This is a genomic window from Terrabacter sp. GCM10028922, assembly GCF_042666095.1.
In the GTDB taxonomy this organism is placed as follows: Bacteria; Actinomycetota; Actinomycetes; order Actinomycetales; family Dermatophilaceae; genus Terrabacter.
In genome coordinates, this window is record NZ_JBHTFG010000017.1 from 26,879 (window position 1) to 46,376 (window position 19,498).

The 19,498-nt window shown below is 67.4% G+C and carries 20 protein-coding genes, 1 tRNA gene and 1 pseudogene; 9 read left to right on the forward strand and 13 right to left on the reverse strand.

All coding sequences use genetic code 11. From position 1 onward, the window contains the following. Positions 1-146: 146 nt before the first annotated feature. A complete protein-coding gene (locus ACFQU3_RS16725; RefSeq protein ID WP_385911782.1) occupies positions 147-437 on the reverse strand; it encodes a WXG100 family type VII secretion target in 291 nt (96 codons plus the stop codon). Positions 438-566: 129 nt separating this feature from the next. Between ACFQU3_RS16725 and ACFQU3_RS16730 the strand changes: the two genes are divergently transcribed. Then, positions 567-1,355 carry a DUF4031 domain-containing protein gene (locus tag ACFQU3_RS16730; RefSeq protein ID WP_385911784.1) on the forward strand — a complete coding sequence of 263 codons (789 nt, stop codon included), beginning with the start codon at positions 567-569 and terminating at the stop codon, positions 1,353-1,355. 83 nt (positions 1,356-1,438) lie between these two features. On the opposite strand, the gene ACFQU3_RS16735 is transcribed toward ACFQU3_RS16730, so the two are convergent. Further along, positions 1,439-1,933, reverse strand: coding sequence for a YajQ family cyclic di-GMP-binding protein (locus ACFQU3_RS16735; RefSeq protein ID WP_385911786.1), 495 nt, complete (start codon positions 1,931-1,933; stop codon positions 1,439-1,441). A gap of 135 nt (positions 1,934-2,068) precedes the next feature. Between ACFQU3_RS16735 and ACFQU3_RS16740 the strand changes: the two genes are divergently transcribed. Further along, a tRNA-Tyr gene (locus ACFQU3_RS16740) sits at positions 2,069-2,149 on the forward strand. A gap of 109 nt (positions 2,150-2,258) precedes the next feature. Here ACFQU3_RS16740 and ACFQU3_RS16745 read toward each other — a convergent pair. From ACFQU3_RS16745 to ACFQU3_RS16765, 5 genes and pseudogenes are all read right to left on the reverse strand, one after another. Further along, positions 2,259-3,725 carry a tyrosine-type recombinase/integrase gene (locus ACFQU3_RS16745; protein ID WP_385911788.1) on the reverse strand — a complete coding sequence of 489 codons (1,467 nt, stop codon included), beginning with the start codon at positions 3,723-3,725 and terminating at the stop codon, positions 2,259-2,261. Between the two features lie 2 nt (positions 3,726-3,727). After that, positions 3,728-3,928, reverse strand: a complete 201-nt coding sequence (locus ACFQU3_RS16750) for a helix-turn-helix transcriptional regulator (RefSeq protein ID WP_385911790.1) — start codon at positions 3,926-3,928, stop codon at positions 3,728-3,730. 794 nt (positions 3,929-4,722) lie between these two features. Further along, complete coding sequence (locus tag ACFQU3_RS16755) at positions 4,723-4,893, reverse strand: hypothetical protein (RefSeq protein ID WP_385911792.1); 171 nt, start codon at positions 4,891-4,893, stop codon at positions 4,723-4,725. Positions 4,894-5,085: 192 nt separating this feature from the next. Further along, positions 5,086-5,687, reverse strand: a pseudogene (locus ACFQU3_RS16760) (alcohol dehydrogenase catalytic domain-containing protein); the annotation flags it as partial. Between the two features lie 4 nt (positions 5,688-5,691). Continuing rightward, entirely contained in the window at positions 5,692-6,027 is a 336-nt protein-coding gene (locus ACFQU3_RS16765; RefSeq protein ID WP_385911793.1) for a carboxymuconolactone decarboxylase family protein, read from the reverse strand. Positions 6,028-6,169: 142 nt separating this feature from the next. Here ACFQU3_RS16765 and ACFQU3_RS16770 point away from each other — a divergent pair, with 142 nt between their 5' ends. Genes ACFQU3_RS16770 through ACFQU3_RS16780 form a run of 3 tightly spaced genes read left to right on the forward strand, consistent with a single transcriptional unit; the run spans position 6,170 to position 8,495 of the window. Then, positions 6,170-7,072 (forward strand): helix-turn-helix transcriptional regulator, encoded by a 903-nt coding sequence (locus ACFQU3_RS16770; RefSeq protein ID WP_385911795.1) that lies wholly within the window; start codon positions 6,170-6,172, stop codon positions 7,070-7,072. Then, on the forward strand, positions 7,069-7,506 hold the full coding sequence (locus tag ACFQU3_RS16775; RefSeq protein ID WP_385911797.1) for a cupin domain-containing protein: 438 nt from the start codon (positions 7,069-7,071) through the stop codon (positions 7,504-7,506). The genes ACFQU3_RS16770 and ACFQU3_RS16775 overlap by 4 nt, the downstream gene beginning before the upstream one ends. A gap of 2 nt (positions 7,507-7,508) precedes the next feature. Then, positions 7,509-8,495: an aldo/keto reductase gene (locus ACFQU3_RS16780; protein WP_385911799.1), complete on the forward strand. Its 987-nt coding sequence runs from the start codon at positions 7,509-7,511 to the stop codon at positions 8,493-8,495. 913 nt (positions 8,496-9,408) lie between these two features. Here ACFQU3_RS16780 and ACFQU3_RS16785 read toward each other — a convergent pair. After that, positions 9,409-9,705, reverse strand: coding sequence for a helix-turn-helix domain-containing protein (locus ACFQU3_RS16785; RefSeq protein WP_385911801.1), 297 nt, complete (start codon positions 9,703-9,705; stop codon positions 9,409-9,411). 164 nt (positions 9,706-9,869) lie between these two features. On the opposite strand from ACFQU3_RS16785, the gene ACFQU3_RS16790 reads away from it, so the two are divergent. Both ACFQU3_RS16790 and ACFQU3_RS16795 read left to right on the forward strand, forming a co-directional pair. Then, the gene (locus ACFQU3_RS16790) at positions 9,870-11,039 is read left to right on the forward strand and encodes a tyrosine-type recombinase/integrase (protein WP_385911803.1); all 1,170 of its coding nucleotides are present in this window, start codon (positions 9,870-9,872) and stop codon (positions 11,037-11,039) included. Next, positions 11,036-13,402 carry a tyrosine-type recombinase/integrase gene (locus ACFQU3_RS16795; RefSeq protein ID WP_385911804.1) on the forward strand — a complete coding sequence of 789 codons (2,367 nt, stop codon included), beginning with the start codon at positions 11,036-11,038 and terminating at the stop codon, positions 13,400-13,402. Before ACFQU3_RS16790 ends, ACFQU3_RS16795 begins: the two co-directional genes overlap by 4 nt. A gap of 570 nt (positions 13,403-13,972) precedes the next feature. Here ACFQU3_RS16795 and ACFQU3_RS16800 read toward each other — a convergent pair. Continuing rightward, a complete protein-coding gene (locus tag ACFQU3_RS16800; protein ID WP_385911806.1) occupies positions 13,973-14,212 on the reverse strand; it encodes a helix-turn-helix domain-containing protein in 240 nt (79 codons plus the stop codon). Between the two features lie 487 nt (positions 14,213-14,699). Here ACFQU3_RS16800 and ACFQU3_RS16805 point away from each other — a divergent pair, with 487 nt between their 5' ends. Continuing rightward, a complete protein-coding gene (locus tag ACFQU3_RS16805; RefSeq protein WP_385911808.1) occupies positions 14,700-15,029 on the forward strand; it encodes an Lsr2 family protein in 330 nt (109 codons plus the stop codon). Positions 15,030-15,252: 223 nt separating this feature from the next. On the opposite strand, the gene ACFQU3_RS16810 is transcribed toward ACFQU3_RS16805, so the two are convergent. The 4 genes from ACFQU3_RS16810 to ACFQU3_RS16825 all read right to left on the reverse strand — a co-directional run bounded on the left by ACFQU3_RS16810 (position 15,253) and on the right by ACFQU3_RS16825 (position 18,033). After that, entirely contained in the window at positions 15,253-15,951 is a 699-nt protein-coding gene (locus ACFQU3_RS16810; protein ID WP_385911810.1) for a spermidine synthase, read from the reverse strand. Positions 15,952-16,085: 134 nt separating this feature from the next. Continuing rightward, entirely contained in the window at positions 16,086-16,556 is a 471-nt protein-coding gene (locus ACFQU3_RS16815) for a UPF0158 family protein (RefSeq protein WP_385911812.1), read from the reverse strand. Positions 16,557-16,708: 152 nt separating this feature from the next. After that, the gene (locus ACFQU3_RS16820) at positions 16,709-17,386 is read right to left on the reverse strand and encodes a maleylpyruvate isomerase family mycothiol-dependent enzyme (RefSeq protein WP_385911814.1); all 678 of its coding nucleotides are present in this window, start codon (positions 17,384-17,386) and stop codon (positions 16,709-16,711) included. 20 nt (positions 17,387-17,406) lie between these two features. Further along, entirely contained in the window at positions 17,407-18,033 is a 627-nt protein-coding gene (locus tag ACFQU3_RS16825; RefSeq protein ID WP_385911816.1) for a DsbA family protein, read from the reverse strand. 76 nt (positions 18,034-18,109) lie between these two features. On the opposite strand from ACFQU3_RS16825, the gene ACFQU3_RS16830 reads away from it, so the two are divergent. Next, positions 18,110-18,544, forward strand: coding sequence for a MarR family winged helix-turn-helix transcriptional regulator (locus ACFQU3_RS16830; protein ID WP_385911818.1), 435 nt, complete (start codon positions 18,110-18,112; stop codon positions 18,542-18,544). The last annotated feature ends 954 nt before the right edge of the window (positions 18,545-19,498 follow it).

Below are 19,498 nucleotides of genomic sequence, written 5' to 3' on the forward strand. Positions count from 1 at the left end.
AGCCTCCCGCTGCACGCAGCGGCTCGTAGCACGAAGGGCGGCTCCTCCTCACGGGGGAGCCGCCCTTCCGCACGGGTGCGCCGGTTAGGCCGTTCCGCGTCGCGTCGCGTCGCGGCGCGTCGCGGTGGGTCTCGGTGGGTCGCGGCTCAGCGGGCGAAGAGGGCGCGTGTCGCGTTCTCGTGCTCCGCGTAGGCCGTCGACGCCTTGAGGGTGAGCCGGCCGACATCGGCGAGGGCTTCGGTCATCTGGGCCTGGATGCGCTGGTAGTCGTGCATGACGCGCTCGAACTCCACCTTGGCCGGACCCTGCCAGTCAGCGCCCATGCCCGCGAGGCGGCCGCGCAGCTCGGCAGTGCTCGACGTGATGGTGTCGGCGAGCCGGTCGATGTCGGCGGCCGCAGCGGCGATGCGTTCGGTGTCAACGACGGAACGGGACATGGGTCTCTCCTCGATCGGTGGCCGACCGGACGGTGGCCTCGTTGCGTTCGAGGCTAGGTCGGGCGGGGGAGCGGCGTCCGGCGTCATCCACAGGCGCGGGTGGCATCTCGCTGGCCTAGGCTTCGAGCCATGACTGTGTGGATCGACCAGCCCATCTGGCCCGCCCACGGTCGGCTCTTCGCGCACCTCGTCAGCGACACCTCGTACGACGAGCTCCACGCGGTCGCGCGAGCCGCACAGCTGCACCCGCGCTCCTTCGACGGCGACCACTACGACGTGCCGCAGGGTCGCTGGCAGGACGCCGTCGACGCCGGCGCCACCCCGACCACCGGCGTCGACCTCGCCCGTCGGCTCAACGCCTCAGGCCTGCGTCTGCGCAAGCGCAAGCGCGACCGCGGTGTGCGCCGCATCCTCGACGTCGCGTTCCCCAACGGCGCCAGCGACGTCGACCTCGTCGCGTCCGACGACCCGCTCGATCCCTCGCGCGTGCTCGCCGCCATGGTCTTCGTCCGCGACCGGCGCGGCGACTTCGTCGTCGTCCACAGCGTGCGGCGCAGCGAGTGGGGCTCGCCCGGCGGCTGGCGCGAGGAGGACGAGACCCCGGTCGAGAACGCCGTCCGCGAGACCCTCGAGGAGACCGGGCTGCGGCTGCGCCACGCAGACGTGTTCCCTTGTGGCTATGAGCGGTTCACCCCACGCACCGACGACAACCTCTTCACGCGCCAGAGGCCGTTCCTCCAGGTCTTCCGCACCCGGCTCGACGACGTGCGACCGGTGCTGACCGACGGTGACGACGGGGTCCACGAGACCCGCTGGGTGAGCCCTCAGGAGTACGCCGAGCTGTGCGGGCACCTCTTCTGGTGGCCGCTCGCGGTCGAGGTGTTCCCCGACCTCCGCGGTCTCGCCCGCCCCCGGTGAGCGCACGTATGCCGTCCACCCGGGTGGACGGCATACGTGGTCTGTCGTCGTGGGCTCGCCTGCGGCGCAGATGAACCCGGGATTCAGCGGTAGTTCGTGAAGGTCAGTGCGACATCGAGGTCGGCGGCCTGGAGCATGCGCTGGACGGCCTGGAGGTCATCGCGCGACTTGCTCGTGACGCGCAGCTCGTCACCCTGGATCTGGCTCTTGACGCCCTTGGGGCCGTCGTCTCGGATCAGCTTGTTGATCTTCTTCGCGTTCTCCTGCGAGATGCCCTCCTTGAGGGGCGCGTCCAGGTGGTACTCCTTGCCGGAGAGACGCGGCCCGGCCTCCGGGACGTCGAGGTGCTTGAGGCTGACCTTGCGCTTGACGAGGTGGGTCTTGACCACGTCGAGCACTGCCAGGCAACGCTCCTCGGTGTTCGCCTTCATCTTGATGACCTCGCCGGTCAGGTCGACGGAGGCTCCGACGTTCTTGAAGTCGTAGCGCGTCGAGAGCTCCTTGCTCGCGCTGTTGACCGCGTTCGCGATCTCCTGCTTGTCGAACTTGCTGACGATGTCGAAGGAGGAGTCGGCCATCGGTGAGGTCCTTCCGGATGCTGTGGGTCTGGGCTGTCGGGCGGGTGCGCGCTGGGCCGCGGACACGACAAAAGAGTCGCCGTGGCCCCGATTCGGACCGCGCCCGATCTCTTGCTATCCTTCCAGACGCACCAAGGCAGGTTGTCCGAGCGGCCAATGGAAACGGACTGTAAATCCGTCGCGAAAGCTACGAAGGTTCGAATCCTTCACCTGCCACCCAGTGCTCAGAAGGGCCTCTGACCAGCGGAAACGTCGGTTGGAGGCCCTTCTGGCGTCTCCCGCCCGTGTCCGGCTGGTGACGGCCCACATCGGCTCCATACGGGTGTCAGTGGGGAAATAGTGGGGAAGTTTGGTCTCCTCGGGCCGCCACCCCTTCCGCGCTCTCCCGGTCGGGGATGCTCAGCGCGAGCTCCACACGGTGGCGCGAGGCCTCGTCCTGGCCGACGATGCACGAGGCGTAGACGCGCAGCAGCACGTTGACGCTGTGGCCCGCCCACTCCGCAACCTGCGTCGCCGGCACGCCGGCGTTGAGCCAAAGCGACACTGCAGCGTGACGTAGGTCGTACGGACGCTTCGCGAGGGGTGACTGGTACTCCGCATCGGTCAGAGCGGCGCGACGGGCGCGGGCCCATACCCGGTACACCGTGCCTGTGGCCTGCGGACTGGCGAAGGGCGGCGCGATAGGGACACCGGCCCGACCGGCGCGAGTCACGAACAGCCGGCCTCCGAGGCCGGGCGGGAACTGATCCAGGTGCCGACGAAGGGTCTCGACCAGCTCAGGCGGGGCCGGCGCATCGCGGGTCGCGCGGCGCGCCCGGTGCTTGAGCGCGCGGTCCTCCGTGGGCGAGCCCGAGTCAGTCCAGGCTCTCCCTGATGTCTGCGTCGAGCCAAGGAGGTTGAGCGTGCCCCAAGCGCCAGCGGTCGTCGGTAGTTCCAAGTTCGCGGTTGTCAGGTGGCGCACCTCCGCCGGCCGCAGTCCGGCGTAGTAGATGCACGCGAAGAAGGCCTCCAGGGAGGGGTAGATGCGTCTCACGGCTGCTAAGAGGGCGCGAGCCTGTTCGGGGTTCACGACGACTCGGCGGTCGATCACATCTGTGTGAGCCGCCGGCCTCCAGGCGATGCGGTCCATGGGATTGACAGGGAGTGCGTCGATTTCGACGGCGTACTGGAAGGCGCTGTACAGCGCCGAGCGTTTGCGCGCGACTGTGCTTGGCGCCGCTGGGCGACCGTCCAATCGGAGGGTGAGCCCGTCCAGCACGCGTCGCAGGCGAGCGGCATCAGTCATCTCTGAAAGTACTGGCGAGTTGTTGTTCACCCACCGCATCGCCTGCGCGTAGTGGTCTGGGACACCGTCCTCGCCGCGCGCCCTTCGCGCATTGGTATTGAACGCCCAACGCTCCAAAGCCCGGCGCACGTTTGCCGGGTCGGGCACTTCTGAGTCGAACGCCGCCATCGTTGCGGACACCAATCCCTCTGCGATCCCCTTCCGATGGCGCGGGGAGGCATGAGCCCACTTGGTGTCCACAAAAGCCATGGCGTGGCCCACCCATGCCACAGGTGGCTTCGCGGTGACCGCGCCGACTGGAAGCCCGTTCCCGACATCGAAGGGTTCGGCGTTGCGCATGGCAAGAAGGAGTCGTGCCCGGAACGCGTCGGCAAGCTTGGCGGTGTCAAACGTCTCTTGGCGAGTGTTCCCCTCCACTCGCCATCGAACGGTGTACGTCGTCTTGCGCTTCCCCTTGTAACGACGCACGCCCCAGACCTGGACATCGTGAGTGATCGCGTGACCCATGATCAGGCAGGCTGCTCGAGCGCCTTGAGCCACCGCTCGAAGTCCGCCCGGCGTACTCGCAGATCGCCGTTAGGCAGTTTGATGCATGGTGGCGCCTTCCGGGCAGCACGCCAGTCGTAGAAGGTGGACCGGGCGACGCCTAGCTCCTCGCAGATGTCGCGGACGCTGAGGTGCTCGCGGCTGCCCCGTTGCTGGCTTGTCATCACAGACTCCCTTCGACACGCTTCGTCGTGAGTCGTGAACAGCCGGAGCGGGGGCGTTATGCGTCCGTGCGACGCCGGAATCTCTCAGGGAGTTGGCTGATCGCGTTGTCCGCTCCTGGCCGCCGATCTCGACGTCGGATGACAGGGGTCTGGCAATCGTCGGAGGGACCCATCAAACTGCGATCGACTCGACGCTATCCACGGCGGAACCACGGCGTAATCGGACGATCGTTGAAGGGGCGCTCCGCCCGTAGGAGCCCCCAGCGCACACGCGGCGCTAGGACGCGCCTTGGTAAACCCGCCTCGCCGACCCACGCATTAGGAGTCCGACCGAGTCCAGGTTGGCTGCCGGAAATGCCGGTGCCGCAATGGTTTTCGTACTGCTTGATGTGAGTTTATTTGTGGCTGCTCTCGATGGTGCGGGTACCTCTCGGGCACCTCAGCGGGTCCCGTCTGGCCGATGTGGGAGGCAGCGGCGGCGGCAGTGGCGCTCCAAGGACTGATAGGGGAGGTCGAGGGCCATGTTCCGGTGGGCTCGCTCTACTTCTTCGGGAACTGGTTCGGTCGACCGAACGACGATTGGCACCGCCCGGTCTATGCCGAGGCGGATGGCTCTGCGCTGCGCGTTCGCGTCGATTCGGAGGAGCTGCTCACGGCGCAGAACCCGCGCGTCATCGTCGTGTCCTCGCGGAGCCTTCGGATGCAGGAGGCTGACACGGTCTGTTGGGAGCGGGAGTCGTACGCGCGCCGACCACCGGTGTGGGCGCTCTATATGGAAGTTTGCCTGCGGCGACTCAGCCGAGGAGGTCGCGTGTTCCGAGGATCTCTCGATGGGTGACGGCGCACCAGTTGCGCAGCTCGGCGTCGATCCGAGCGAACTGCTCCGCGTCGACCGGCACCTTCTCCGCGACCGGCGGAAGGTTCTCGACCAGCGCTGCCGGAGAACCGTTCGGAGGATGCGTCACACAGGTCGACCATCCGGCGGGTCGCCTGCCGCCGCACTCCGAGCTCGTCCTGCAGCTGACCATGGCGGCGGTCAGCGAGGCTCAGCCAGTCGGCCGGGCGCTTGGTCACGACATCGTGCACGAGGCCGTCGACGAGGTCGCCGAGGAGCGATCAAGTCGTGAGTGGTATCTCCGTATTTGAGGTGTTGGGTGGCGTGACTCGTGGCGGGACATCGCGATGATGCGTTCGGCTCCGAGCTGCTTGGGCCAGGACCGCGAGCAGACCAACCGCACCGTCGCCGACGACCGCGACGGTCTTGCCGTGGCCGGCCTCGGCGGCGACCGCGCCGAACCAGCCGGTGCCGAGCACGTCGGATGCGGCGAGTAGGGACGGGATCAGGTCCGGGTCGGGCCGCCTGGGGGTGGCGACGAGCGTGCCGTCAGCGAGCGGAACACGCAACAGTTCGGACTGTGCACCACCGGCCCCGACGAACTCGACGTGCGCGCGGCGGGACTGGGTAGCCGGCCTGGCAGATCTCACAGGTGTTGTCCGACGCCATGAACGAGCCGACAACGAAGTCACCAACCTCGACGTTGCGCACCTGGTCGCCGATCTGCTCGACCACCCCGACGTACTCGTGTCTCAAGGCGGTGGGCTGTTCGACCCGGTTGACTCCGCGGTAGTCCCACAGATCCGACCCGCACACGCAGGTCGCGGCCAACCGGATGACCGCGTCCGTGGGCGTCTCGATCCGCGGATCCTCGTGCTCCTCGTACCGGACGTCGCCGGGGTTGTGGATCACCGCTCCGTGCATGACATCAGTCCTCCTTCTCGACGATGGTCTTGAGCACGCTCATGGCGCCCATCCCGTTGGGCCATCCGGCGTAGAAGGCAAGGTGCAAGATCGCCTCCTTCAACTCGTCCTCGGTTACGCCGTTCTGCTGGGCGAAGCCGAGGTGAAAGGTCAGCTGGTCGGTCTTGCCCAGCGCGGTCAGCGCGGCAACGGTCACCAGGCTGCGGTCCCGCTTGGACAGACCCGCCCGCTCCCAGATCTCGTCGAAGAGGACTTTGTCGGTGTAGTGCACCATCCCGGGGGCGAAGTCGCCGAAGGCGTTCTGCCCACCGGTCCAACCGTGTTCAGTGTTCTGAGTCATGCCCGTTCCTCCCTCGGCGTCCTGCGATGTCTGTTGGTCCAATGGCGATGGAATCGGACCTATGCCGGGTGGGGGAGTCCCTGCTGAGGGGTGTACTAACAGGGAATCCCTCACCCGCAGACCCAGCCGTAGCGTTGGGGTCGTGGACAACAGGACTGAAGCCCGAGAGTTCCTCATGTCCCGCCGGGCGAACCTCACGCCTCAAGACGCGGGACTGACCGTCTCCGGGCACCGACGGGTTGCCGGACTGCGCCGCAGCGAGGTCGCGATGTTGGCCGACGTGAGCCCGGAGTACTACGCCAAGATCGAGCGCGGCCAGCTGACCGGCGTCTCCGACCCCGTCCTCGAAGCGATCGCCCGCGCTCTCCAACTCGACGACGCCGAACGCGAGCATCTGTTCGACCTCGCCCGGGCGGCCAACGATGCCGCCCAGCCCGTGCGCAAGAGCAGGCCGAGGAGGTGGGTACCCAGAGACAGCCTCACCCGCGCGTTGGAGGTCATCGACCGCGGGCCCGCGTTCGTGCGCAACGGCCGGATGGACGTGCTCGCGACCAACGCCCTCGGTCGGGCGTTCTACGACGAGGTGTTCGACGGTCCAGGACGCGGCAACCTAGCCCGGTTCTGCTTCCTCGACGAACGAGCCAAGGTGTTCTACCCCGACTGGGCGACCGCCGCCGACATCACCGTGTCGATTTTGCGCACCGAGGGCGGGCGGGACCCGCGCGACAAGCAGCTGCACGACCTGATCGGCGAGCTGTCCACGCTGTCCGACGCATTCCGCACCCGCTGGGGCGCGCACAACGTACGGCGCCATGGTTCGGGCACCAAGGTATTCGTCCACCACGACGTGGGCGAGATCACCCTGAGCTACGAGGGCATGGAGCTGACCGCCGAGCCGGGACTGTCATTCCTCATCTACACCGCCGAACCGGGCTCACCCAGCTACGAGCGCCTGCAGCTGCTGGCCAGCCTCGCCGCTACCGCTCGGCAGGAGCACGCATCCGGCCAGAAGCACGACAGCCAACCCAAGGAGACCACGCTATGAAGCGTCTACCCACGCACCCGACCGCCAAGAACCCGCCCGAGCAGTTCACCGGCGACGTGTGGGTCGACCCCATCGCGGCACCGCAAGAGCCAAGTCAGCGCATGGTGGTCGCTATGGTGCGGTTCGCCCCCGGAGCCCGCACTGCCTGGCACTCCCACGTCAACGGCCAGACCTTGCACGTCACCAGCGGCGCCGCCCTGATCGGGACCCGCGACGGCTCCGTGGTTCGCGCGACCCCAGGGCAGACGGTCTACTGTCCCCCCGGCGAGGAGCACTGGCACGGCGCCGCGCCCGACCACTTCATGGAACACCTCGCCATGTTCGAGCACGGCGACGACCCGGCCACCAGCGCCACCTGGCGGGAGCATGTCACTGACGAGGACTTCGACGCCGCCACCGCCACGACCGCCGTCGCCCCTACAGCGGAGGACTGATCATGCACACCAGGACACTCGGGCAAGGCCTCAAGGTTTCCGCGATCGGACTCGGAGCGATGGGCATGTCCCAGAGCTACGGCCCCAACCCCGGCGACCGTGACGACATGATCACCGTCCTGCGCTCCGCCGCCGAGCACGGCGTCACCTTCTACGACACCGCCGAGGTGTACGGGCCGTACGTCAACGAGGAACTGGTCGGCGAGGCCCTGGAGCCGATCCGCGACCATGTCGTCATTGCCACGAAGTTCGGTTGGAACATTCAGGACGGGCAGATGGTGGGACTGGACAGCCGGCCTGAGCAGATTCGACGGGTGGCCGAGGCTTCCCTGAAGCGGCTGCGCACCGACGTGATCGACCTGTTCTACCAACACCGCGTCGATCCTGACGTGCCCATCGAGGACGTTGCCGGCACCGTCGGCGAGCTCATCACCGAGGGCAAGGTGAAGCACTTCGGGCTTTCGGAGGCCTCGGCCGCCACCATTCGCGCCGCGCATGCCGTTCATCCCGTGACCGCGGTACAGAGCGAGTTCTCGCTGTGGACCCGCGACCCGGAGGCGGAGGTTCTGCCCACCCTGGCGGAGCTCGGCATCGGGTTCGTGCCGTTCAGCCCCCTGGGCAAAGGCTTCCTCACCGGCACCGTCGACGCGGCCACGACCTTCACCGAGGGGGACATCCGACGCCGGGTGCCGCGCTTCGAGGCGGAGAACCTTGCCGCGAACCAGGCCCTCGTCGAGCACGTGAAGGTTCTTGCCGAGGCCAAAGGCGCGAGCCCCGGTCAGATCGCCTTGGCCTGGCTGCTCGCCCAGCAGCCCTGGATCGTGCCGATCCCCGGCACCCGCCGCACCGCCCGCATCGAAGAGAACGCCGCCGCCACGCAGGTGGCGCTGTGCGCGGACGAACGCGCCGACCTGGACTCCCTGGCCCAGCGCGTCGGAGTGCGCGGGGACCGCTACAACGCGACGCACATGGCCTACGTCAACCGCTGACGCTCAGGTGCCGACTGCGCCGGCACTGGATCGGCCTCGGATGGACGTGGCCCGACTGGGTGCCTCGGCCTGGCCATCAGCGCACCAGACATCAGCTCGGGCACCCTGAGTCAGCAGGCCCAGGACGTGACAGTCGTGGCCAACTGCCCGTGGCCTCTCCCGCAGCGGCAGCCCTGTCCACGGTCGTGCTGTTCGGCCTCATCGTCGTCGGGCTGCGGGAGGCCACCGACCCCTGCTCCCGGTAGCCCAACAGCACCGCCGCCGTTGCGTCGGCACGCCGTCCGCGACCGCACTCCCATTGGAATGCATGACCGGCCACGTGGTCGAGCTGTGGCGTCCACGTCGAAGGCTTGACTGCCACCTTCACCAACCATCAGATGCGCCCGCGCGTGTGACCCCGCCCGCGTAATCGGACCACGGCAATTGAGTGCGTTTCTGGCCAAGCAGCGGGCCCGTCGTTGAGGGCGCCACAGATGGCGGACCGTGTGCGGGCCGGGTACCTCTCGGGTACCTGGCATGCTGACTCGGATCGCGCTAGGAGCAGACTCTTCGGACGCTGGCCTACTCACCTGCGACAACGCGACACCGATCACAGTGCTGGAGTCGACCTGACGCCCGCTTCCCCGGACCACGAAGAAGCGGCGTCAAGCGAGCGGGCTGACGCCGAGTGGTTGCGGCTGCTATGTGGTGCCCCGGCAAGATACGAACTTGCGACAACCCGCTGTAGGAGTCCGACGGTTGGCAGCTTTGAGGTCGAAAGGGCTTGTCGCGCAATGGTTTTCACACTGCTTTGTGTGAGTTGTTTGCGGCTGCTCTCGACCGTGCGGGTACCTCTCGGGCACCTCAGCGAAATCGTCCCGCCTGCTGATGCCTGTATGACGCCATGCGGAATTCCATCACTCCAGGCTTGGGGTCAGCGCGCCGAGGTGTCGCGCTTCCCGGGCCTGTCGGACTCGGGTATGGGGTTCTCTCGGATGTACGTGGCCGTCCGCTCGTACTGGTGCCCGATCCACTCGTCGAGCACGGTCACCTCGATACGCCATTGACCACGACCGCCGATCTTGATCGCCAGCAGGTCACCGGAGCGCACCATGGCATAGGCCTGGGCCTCCGCAGAAGCGAGCAAAGTCGCCACGTCATTGAGCGTGTAAAAGCGTGGCGTGAGCTGCGAGGCGTGCTCCTCGACCGAGTCGGAGCGTTTGCGAGGCATCGGTCGATGATCTCAGGAGCCCGCGTGACTGACCGGTTGAGCTCCTCGACCGCGTCGTCGAACACCGGCTTGGTCGAGCGCACGCCGCACCGCACCTGTTGACTGCACTACGTGACTAGCGCGCCGGAGGACGTGTTTGACCACATTGGTGGGAGGGTGCGTCGGTGACTCTGGTGCGGGATGTCGCGGGTCTCGTCGTTCCGTCGACGATGCGGGTGGACCAGGAGCCGACTCTGTGTTGGGTGGTGCGTGACGACGGTGGCACGGTCGTCGAGCCTGTACGCGAGTTCATCGCGGAACTCACTGCCAACGGCACGTCCCCGGCGACCCGACGCTCCTACTGTCACGATCTGCTGAGGTGGCTGCGGTTCTGCCATGCCATCGGCACGACGTGGGATCAGGCGGGGACCGAGGACGTGCGGGACTTCGTCCGATGGTTACGGTCCGCGCCGAATCCGCAGCGGACCCGGACGGGGTCCGGGTCTCGCCCGCCGGCTGGGAGCGTCAACGCGATCACGGGGAAGACGTACCTGCGCACCGGCTACGCACCGCGAACGATCAACCATGCGCTGTCGGTTCTCTCGGCCTTCTACACCTTCATGTACGAGTCGGGTCGGGGCCCATGGAGCCCCGTGCCGGGCTCGCACCGGCAGCGGGACCCGGTCCCGGCTCGCCGCGCTCGGTACCGCCAGAAGGTGCCGATGTTCCAGCCCCGAGCCGTCTCCGAGGCCGGCCTGCAGGACCTGTTTGCCGCGCTGCGAAATGACCGGGACCGAGCGCTCGTGGCCGTCGCGCTCTCCTCGGGTGCCCGCGCTGGTGAGCTGCTGTCGATGACGGTGAAGGGGATCGATGCCGGGCAGGGCGTCGTGGCGATCGAGCCCAAGGGCGGGCTGGGCTCACGCATCTGGGTGCCGGCTGCGCCGGAGTCGTTCGTGTGGATCGCCCGGTACCTGGCCGAGCGGCCATCCATCGACGTCGACGGTCGGCTGTGGCTCAGCCTGCGCCTGCCGCACCGGCCGATGGACTACTTCGCGTTGAGGCAGGTCCTCGAGCGCGTCAACAGGCGGTTGGGCACGAACTACACCTGGCACGACTTCCGGCACACCTTCTCTCACCGCATCCTCTCCGACGAACGGATGACCTTGACCGACGCGCAGGCGCTCATGCGGCACCGCAACCTCGACACGTTGAACGCGTATGCCGCCGCGCGTCTGGACGAGCTGGTGGCTGCACTGCACCGCCATCTCGCGGCACCGCCACCTGAGCCGCCGAGGACGAGCATCCACTACGACTCGAACGATCTGGCGGTGCTGTTTCCCGGGCTGACGTCATGAGCATCACGAGCCCACTGCCGGGGGTTGCCGAGGCGATCGCCACCGGGCGGTTACCGACCGCGCCACGTCATGAGCTCGCTCCGGTGCTCGAGGAGCTCACCGCAGCCATGTTGCCCGTGACGAGGAAGGTCAACCCGGTCGTACGTTCCCGGCGGGTGGTCGGGCGACTGCTGGACTGGCTCGAGGAGCAGCCCGGTGACACGTGGCAGGACCGCTGGGACAACTGGATCGGTCAGGGCGAGCAGGACTGGCGACCCAACCCCGGATCGTCAGGCCAGGGCGTCAAGTGGGAAACCGCCTATGCCATCAACGCCCTCATCATCGTTGGCGCCGCGAGCCCGTCGTACGACTGGATGTTGTCCCAGCGTCGGATCCGGCTCTGGAAGGACTGGGCCACCTACCACGACCCGGAGGTGTTCCGGCGGGTCGTCGAGGCGGTCGATGCTCGAGGCGGCTTCCGCGACACCATCCGGGTCATCACCCTTCTGGCCATGATGTCGATCCGGCTGCGCAAGCCCCTGGCCGAGCTGACCGCACAGGACTTCCGCGACCTGAGGGCCGCCCACCACTCCCGCGGCGTGAACTATCACGGCCTCCCCGGCGCATGGACGGTGTGCAAGCAGGCCGGCCTGCTGGCCAACGAGCCCTCCAGCTACGCGGAGCTGGTCCACGTCCAGAAGATGACCCCTGAGCAGCTGGTTGACCGCCACGGGGTGCGCAACCCAGCGATCAGAGGCGTGTTCATCGCCTACCTGACCGAGCTGTCGGTCTCCTGCGACTACAAGACGCTGTACCAACTCGAACAGCTGCTCGTGAAGAACTTCTGGGGCGACATCCAGGCGCACCACCCCGACATCGCCACGCTGAAGCTCACCCCCGAGCAGGCCGCCGCCTGGCGCGCCCGGATCAAGACCCTGCCCAACGGCCAGCCCCGCAAGGACTGGGCCCAAATCATGGACCGGGTCCGCACCTTCTACAACGACATCGCCGCCTGGGCACTCGAGGATCCCGGGACGTGGGCGGCGTGGGTGGCGCCCAACCCGATCCCGCGCTCCAGCATGAAGGGCGCGCGGATGAAGAACACCCGCCGCCAGCAGAACGACTTCAAACGACGCACCCGCACCCTCGCGCCCTGGGTGCCCCAGCTCGTCGCGTCGGTCACCGCCGACAAGGACCGCATGGCCCAGCTCCTGGCCGCCGCGACATCGGTCGAGCCCGGCAACCCCTTCACCTTCGATGGACAGCAGTGGTTCCGCCGGGACCACCAGCTCAACGACCGCGGGGACATGAAGTACGCCCTGATGACCACCCTCGTCGTCGACCCTGCCGGCGACGCCGTGAACCTGACCCACCTCGAGCACAAGGCCTACTGGACCTGGGCCGCCCTGGAGGTCCTGCGCCACACCGGCCTGCGCATCGAGGAGCTGCTCGAACTGACCCACCTGTCGGTGCGGCCCCTGCGGAAACAGAACGGCGACATCGTGCCGCTGCTGCAGGTCGCCCCGTCGAAGACCGACGAGGAACGCATCCTGCCGATGAGCCCCGCACTCACCAAGGCCGTCAGCGACATCATCAGCCGACACCAAGCCGCGCACGGCACCGTCCCGCTGCTGCGCCGGTTGGACCGGTCCGAGCGTGAGTTCAGCGCGCCGCTGCCGTTCCTGTTCCAGCACCACTTCCGCTCGGGTGCCGGCTTCATCTTCAGCGACAGCACCATCCGCAAGTACCTCGCCCAAGCCGCAGCCAAGGCCGGCCTACGCGACGCGGACGGGACCCTGCTGCGTCCCACCCCACACGACTTCCGCCGGCTCTACCTGACCGAGCTCGTCGCGAACAAGCTCCCCGTGCACATCGCCGCCCAGCTCGCCGGCCACCGCAGCCTCAACACCACCCAGGGCTACGTCGCGATCTACCCCCAAGACGTATTCGACCACTACGACCAATTCCTCGAACGACGCCGAGCCACCCGCCCAGGCGACGAATACCGGCAACCCACACCCGAGGAACTCCAAGTCTTCGCCGACCACTTCGGCCGACGACGCGTCGAGCTCGGCGACTGCGTACGCCCCTACGGCTCCGGGTGCACCCACGAACACGCCTGCATCCGCTGCCAGTTCCTCACCGTCGCCCCAAGCAGCGGCCCCAGGCTCGACGACATCGAGCAGGACCTGCACCAACGCATCAAGACCGCCCAGGAGCAGACCTGGCTGGCCGACGTCGAACAACTCCGGATCACCCTGAGCAAGCTCGAGCAGAAGCGCGCCACGCTTCAGCCGCTCGCACCCCTCGACGACGTGCTGGACCTCGGTGCGCACCCCACATGGGAGGTGCCATCGCCCAGCTCCGCAACCAACGACCAGTGAAGCAGGACAGTGCGCGCGAGGCGACATGCCGGACCACAGTGTCCGTGCGCGACTCGAACTCAAAACGCGAGTGGAGGGGCATGACCGGACATCACCGGGTCCTGCTGCGACTAGCCGTCGTGAACGCTCCAAGGCCAAGGTGGGTGAGGTTCAAGGCCCCTGCGGTCCACGACGTAGGCGATGGCTGCCTCGACCTCGCGGGCAGCGCGGGTCTGAACTTGCGCCTCCGGAAGCTCGAAGATCTCGCTGTCGTCAAAGATCCGGGTCACGGTGATGTAGGACCGGGAACGGTACTGCCGCAAGCCGGGTCGCGAACCGGGCTCAATTCCCCAGAACACGTTTAGAGGCAACGGGGACTGGCGCGTCCACCACGCGAGCCACTCCTCCGACTCCGAGAGACAGCCGACAAGGTCACCTATCGCATCCCACAACGGAGGGTCCCGAAGGCTCGGGCGGAGCACGAAGTCCCAAAAGCCGCCAGAAATCCAGAACGGCGCCTCGCCATACACGCGGCCTCCCTCGAACCCGACGTCAGAGGACATCGTGGCATGGCGACGAGCCGACCACCGCTCACCGAGCAGAGCGGGCGTTTGGCCGCGGCCGTCCCCGAGTTGCTACCTGTTGACAAGTGCAGAGAACCGCCTGCGACCGGCCGGTCAGCTCGGCCAGCTCGTGGATCGACCGGCCGGCCGCGTACTGGTCCGCACAGAACGCCAGCAGCCGCGCCCGCTGCTCTCGTGTCTGGCGGATCCCGGCGGTGCCTACGAACTCCGGAAGCACGTGGAGCACACGGCGACCCGGGTATGGCATGTGTCGACCGTACAGACCCGGGTCTGGAAGCGGTCACTTATGAGCGAGCTCGGCGGCCCGACGGCTCGCTAGGTCGGTTCCGAATCGGGGAAACCCAATCTCGTGAACCCATCGCGTTGGCCGCCAGGAATGAGTGTCGTTGCCGTTGTAAGGCAGAACTTGGACCTCCCCGCGGTCGAGGGCGCGACGACACGCCTGGCGCTGGCGGAGCTGTTGTCGCAGCGGCTGCGGCCTGCGTCCTCGGGGATTTCGGGTAGCGGGACGAGCCTCAATTCGCTTTCGCTACGAACTTCGCCCCCAGGCGCCCAGTCAAGGGAGGATGGGCGGCGGTGTGGGGCGCTCCGAAGATGACCGAGCCGTTGGCATAGCGGCAAAGGGCGGTGGTTCGGTCCGTGCCGGTATGTGTGTGCAGCGAAGTAGCGGGCTTCACTTTGGGTGTGATTCGATACTGCCGCAGGGATTCATCGAGCAATAGGAGAGCCCAAGGATGGCACAGCGGATCCAAACGATTCTGGACGATGACATCGACGGTGGCCCCGCCGACTCCACGATCCAGTTCAGCTATCAGGGCATCCAGTACGAGATCGACCTCTCCAAGAAGAACGAGGCGAAGTTGATCAAGGCTCTCGAGCCCTTCACGAGCAAGGCTCGCAAGACCGGTGGCAGCCGCCGTTCCTCGGCCAAGGCGTCCGTCGGAAAGACCGATAAGAATCAACTCCAGGCAATTCGCGAGTGGGCCCGGGCCAATGGCCACAAGGTCTCGGACCGCGGCCGGATCAGCCAGGAAGTGCAGGACGCGTACAGCGCCTCTCGTTGAGGTGCGAAGCGAGAGGCCGCCCGTCCCCGTGGGGATGGGCGGCCTCCGTGTGTTGGGCGGGCGGGCCGCGAGTCCAATCACTCATTCCCGGGCGACGCATGGCAAGCGGGCGCCCGAACACGCGGCGGATTGCTGCGCTCCCGGAATCAGCGCGTGACCTTGCACGTTGCCGCACAACGGTGTCGACGGGTGTCAGGCGGCGGTCAGAGTCGTCTGAGCGTGCTCAGCGACGCGGCCTGACCGCCAGATACACGGTGTTGGCCGACTCTCCACCCGTAAGTGGGTTGGGGAACCGGACCACGTGGGCGTCGGCGCGCTCGAATGCTTCGCCCATACGCCGCACCACTTCAGGCTCGGGCGGCTCGTCGGACCACAGCGTGAACGCTCCGTCGTCGGCCAGCATCGTAGCGACCCGCGAGAACCCCTCGGCCGTGTAGAGGTCTCCGTGGTCGGCGCGCAACAGCCAGTCGGGTGCATGGTCGATGTCCAGCAGTACCGCGTCGAAGGTGCGGTCGGCTCGGCCAGCGCGCACGACGTCGAAGAAGTCGTCGAGCACTAGGCGCACACGTGGATCCGCGGCTAGTCCGCGGGTGTCGGGCAACAGGTCGCGCTCGTGCCACGAGATGACGATCTCAAGGGCCTCGACCACGGTCAGCTCGGTGACCCGGTCGTCCTCGAGTGCGGCCACTGCGGTGTACCCGAGCCCGAGCCCGCCCACTAGGACTGTCAATGACGTACCTGTCACGGCCGCGAGCCCGATTCGTGCCAGCTCCCGCTCGCCGGTGGTGAACTGACTGGACATGAGGAAATCGTCCCCGAGCTTGACCTCGTGCACGTCCCGCTCCGTGACGCGGTCCCAGCGCCGGCGAAGGCTGATAGCACCCCATGGGGTGTCGCCCCAATCGAGCTCTTGGATGCTCACGCGCCGAGACTAGTGCCCTCGTGGGCGCCCGTGGCTGCCGCTTCGCCACCTAGTGCTGCTCATCCGATGGTCGTCTTGCGGCGATGTGACGCGCCCTTGCCGCTGCAGGCATCTGTCGTCTCGCGTGCTTGGGATCAGGGCGGGTCTGGCTCTGGGTGGTCGGCCGTGAACGTCTCAGCGGCGTTCTCGTCTATGAGGCCTTGGTCCAGGAGCCAATCGACGGCGCGGCGCGGTGCCCGCACGTCACGCAGGGCGTGCCACGAGGAGATCAGTTCGGGGAATCCCTCATAGAGCTCGTTCTTGAACCGACGAAATGCTCCTTGCCCGTGGAGTGCGGCGGCCAGACGTCGTCCGGCCGCCGCGTCGCTGATGCCCTCGGCGAAGTCGGCCATGTCCTGGTACCAGACGTACGAGGGGATTGGGTCGATGGGTGTGAGGTCCAGCTCGTCGATCTCGACGGGGTTCTCACCGTCGATGCCGGTGTCGCTGGTCCAGAACGCCACCTCGCCCGTTCGCGGGTTGAGCAGCCATCGGTGGTCGTAGTCCGTCTGATCCGCGAGCGCGGTTGCGAGCTCGTCCAGGTCGATGGCGCCCAGGTCAAGCATCCCCTCACGCTATAGACCGACCTGGAGGTCTGAAAGGACCATGTGCATCGCATGGCGGCTGCCGGCCGGTTCGCGGCGATAAGACGCTGGTTGGTTGGCGTGCGTGGGGGGGAGCGCGAGCGTTGGTTCGCACGTGGCAGTGGGTGTCGTCCCTATGCGGATCGGGTCACCGTGTTGCGGAGGGCGTCTGCTCCCTGGCCGGCGAGGTGGTCGAGCGCGGCGGTCCGGCCGGTGAGTAGGAGCAGGATGGCGCCGATGGGGCCGGTGATGTCGGGGCCGTGGCCGCGGCTCCAGTCGGTGTCGGTGGCTCTGAGCTGATAGGGGTCGAGGGGGAGCTGGTGGTTGACGGTGGCGAGCCAGGTGTTGCGGGTGTCCCAGCGACGGGTCGCGGCGAGGGCGCTGAGTGAGGGCCGCATGGGCAGGTCGAGGTCGAGGGGGATGGCGATGTCCTGGCTGTGGACGAGGATGTCGGTCAGGGTCTCCAGGGGAGTGAGCCCGGGGTTGTGTCGACGCGACCCGATGCCGTTCCTGATTTCGGCGACGATCTGCTCGGTGGACAACGCCTGCGCCTGCAGGACCACGGCGTCGTGGATGAAGGCGTTCAACGACCTGCTTCGCAGGATCCGGGGGTGGCGGCTGATGAAGCGCAACGCGTCACGTACCCGTTGTTGCTGCCCGGTGAGGTGTGCGGCGACGTGTCGCACGGTCCAGCCGTCGCACAGCGAGGGGTGCTCCCACTGTTCGGGGGTGAGGCCTTCGAGCAGCGCGGCCGTTCTGGCTCGTTGGTCGTCGATCCCGGCCCAGAGGGCGTCCGTTTCGATGGTCGTCAAGCGTGTCATCGTTGCCTCCTTCAGGTGAAGACCGGCGGCTGGCTGCGGGTCCGCTTGAGCTCGTAGAACTGGGGGTGGCCAGCGAGCAGCCGTGCGCCCTCGAACACCTCGGCCGCTTGGGCTCCACGCGGGATCCCGTTCAGAACGGGGCCGAAGAACGCCACCCCGCCGATGGAGGTGATCGGCGTCCCGACCTCGGCACCGACGAGGCCCACCCCGGCGTCATGGCTCAGGCGCAGGGGTGCGTCGTAGTCGTCCGACTCCATGGCGTCCTCCAGGCCAGCTGGCAGCCCCAACTCGTCGAGCGCCGCGCGGATCACCTCGTGGTACTCCGCGGCGGTGGGTCGACGCCAGACGTCGAACACCCGCTCCCCGAAAGCGGTGTAGAAGTCCGCGAGCAGCTCTGTTCCACACGTCACCGCCACGCCCGTCGCCACCTTCGCCGGCCCGCGGCTGCCCTCGACGCTGCGGCGATACTCCGCCGCGATGTCCCTGCGGTCCCGGTTCAGCAGGTACAGGCTCATGACGTGGTGGCGCACGCACAGTTGGCGTCGCTGCGCCACCTCCTGCAGCCAGCGCGAGGCAGTCCACGAGTAGGGGCACACCGGGTCGAACCAGAAGTCGACCACGTCCGGTGTCGCGTCCATGAACGCCTCCAACGCTAGACTGGTCCCACTAGCGGACTACTATAGTTCGCTACTGGGACTTTGTGAAGGGGATCGGATGGAGCGCGAACTGCCGGCCAGCCTGCTCATGTTCATCGCCTCGCGATCGGCCGCTAACCGCATCTTCGAGGCGCTCCAGGAACGTGGTTTCGACGACGTGACCATCGCGCAGGCCCGGCTCATGATGGGCGTCGACCCCGAAGGCACCCGGCTCAGCGTGCTGGCCGCGCGGGCGCAGATCGCCAAGCAGACGGCGACTGCCCTGGTCGACAAGCTCGAGCGCGCTGGCTACGTCGAGCGCGTCGCCGATCCCACCGACGGCCGCGCGCGGCTGGTGCGGATGACCTCCCGCGCGAATGAGGCGATCCCGCACGCCCGAGCCGAGGAGGACCGGATCGAAGAGGAGTGGCGCGCACACCTGGGCACAAGGCGTATGCAGCAACTCCGAGAAGCCCTCACCGACCTACGAACCATCACCGACCCCTACCAGTGACCACCCGGCTCTCTTCGGTCGAGAACCGGCTGGCGGTACCTTCGAGCCCAGTTCCCCCTCCAACGGCGCATGAGCTCAAGGCGACGGTGTCGGGCGACTGGACTTCCACCCTCACCAAGCCGACACGCGGCGGTTTGACGCTCCCTTCAGCTTGGGCCGAAGGCCTGGAGAGTCGTGACCACGATGACAAACAACCCGGTGATCTGGTAGCCGCCGACCGTGGTGGGATTCGCGACCACCGGACCGGGTGCCGCCCGCGTCTACCAAGAACAAGACGCGATAGCGAATTCTCCGCTGTCGGCGTTCTCCGAGACCAATCGCCCGTCCACGCTGATCCAGCATTTGACGTCGCCCGCGGCCCGAGAGCCCGGCGTGTGGCGCGTCCTCACTGCGAAGTGCTGGTCGGGGGTCGCGGGGTCAATCGTGAAGGTTTCTACGAACGAGCCGTCGCGTTCCGAGGTCGTAGTGGGTGTCGTGAGGCGCGACTCAATGTCCATACCGGAGGCCCCGACAGTGACCACTTGGCCGCCAACCGACGTGCGCTCCGTCGGCTCCAAATCCGGCGTCGACGAGCACGCGGACATGGCAATGACGACAGCAATGGTCCCGATGGGGATCCCGCGCATCCACGAGACGGTACGCGCGGCTGCGACATCTGACCACCAGGCCGCCGGGAGGTGCAGGAGCATCGAGGCCAGCGCCACCCGCATCCCCCGTCCCGTGATGCCGCATAGCCAACCGCACCTCGCGATCACCCCATCGACGGCGTCCGCCGCAATCACGGGACAGCAACCGCATCCAGCACACCGGCCCAAGGGGTGCGCCCAGCTCGCGGCTGCTAGACGATTCCCGTAGGACCGGTGTCTGGCCAGACTCGGTCTAGGTGATCAGCGGGCAGCTCTCCATGCGGCTGCCCACCAACTCGATCGGTGTGGCTCACTATCGGTCTGCGGC

What these genes read in the sequence shown, in the direction of transcription:
- ACFQU3_RS16725 (WP_385911782.1), bottom strand. Translation starts at nt 437, where the DNA reads ATGTCCCGTTCCGTCGTTGACACCGAACGCATCGCCGCTGCGGCCGCC.
- ACFQU3_RS16730 (WP_385911784.1), top strand. Translation starts at nt 567, where the DNA reads ATGACTGTGTGGATCGACCAGCCCATCTGGCCCGCCCACGGTCGGCTC.
- ACFQU3_RS16735 (WP_385911786.1), bottom strand. Translation starts at nt 1,933, where the DNA reads ATGGCCGACTCCTCCTTCGACATCGTCAGCAAGTTCGACAAGCAGGAG.
- ACFQU3_RS16745 (WP_385911788.1), bottom strand. Translation starts at nt 3,725, where the DNA reads ATGGGTCACGCGATCACTCACGATGTCCAGGTCTGGGGCGTGCGTCGT.
- ACFQU3_RS16750 (WP_385911790.1), bottom strand. Translation starts at nt 3,928, where the DNA reads ATGACAAGCCAGCAACGGGGCAGCCGCGAGCACCTCAGCGTCCGCGAC.
- ACFQU3_RS16765 (WP_385911793.1), bottom strand. Translation starts at nt 6,027, where the DNA reads ATGACTCAGAACACTGAACACGGTTGGACCGGTGGGCAGAACGCCTTC.
- ACFQU3_RS16775 (WP_385911797.1), top strand. Translation starts at nt 7,069, where the DNA reads ATGAAGCGTCTACCCACGCACCCGACCGCCAAGAACCCGCCCGAGCAG.
- ACFQU3_RS16780 (WP_385911799.1), top strand. Translation starts at nt 7,509, where the DNA reads ATGCACACCAGGACACTCGGGCAAGGCCTCAAGGTTTCCGCGATCGGA.
- ACFQU3_RS16785 (WP_385911801.1), bottom strand. Translation starts at nt 9,705, where the DNA reads ATGCCTCGCAAACGCTCCGACTCGGTCGAGGAGCACGCCTCGCAGCTC.
- ACFQU3_RS16795 (WP_385911804.1), top strand. Translation starts at nt 11,036, where the DNA reads ATGAGCATCACGAGCCCACTGCCGGGGGTTGCCGAGGCGATCGCCACC.
- ACFQU3_RS16800 (WP_385911806.1), bottom strand. Translation starts at nt 14,212, where the DNA reads ATGCCATACCCGGGTCGCCGTGTGCTCCACGTGCTTCCGGAGTTCGTA.
- ACFQU3_RS16805 (WP_385911808.1), top strand. Translation starts at nt 14,700, where the DNA reads ATGGCACAGCGGATCCAAACGATTCTGGACGATGACATCGACGGTGGC.
- ACFQU3_RS16815 (WP_385911812.1), bottom strand. Translation starts at nt 16,556, where the DNA reads ATGCTTGACCTGGGCGCCATCGACCTGGACGAGCTCGCAACCGCGCTC.
- ACFQU3_RS16825 (WP_385911816.1), bottom strand. Translation starts at nt 18,033, where the DNA reads ATGGACGCGACACCGGACGTGGTCGACTTCTGGTTCGACCCGGTGTGC.
- ACFQU3_RS16830 (WP_385911818.1), top strand. Translation starts at nt 18,110, where the DNA reads ATGGAGCGCGAACTGCCGGCCAGCCTGCTCATGTTCATCGCCTCGCGA.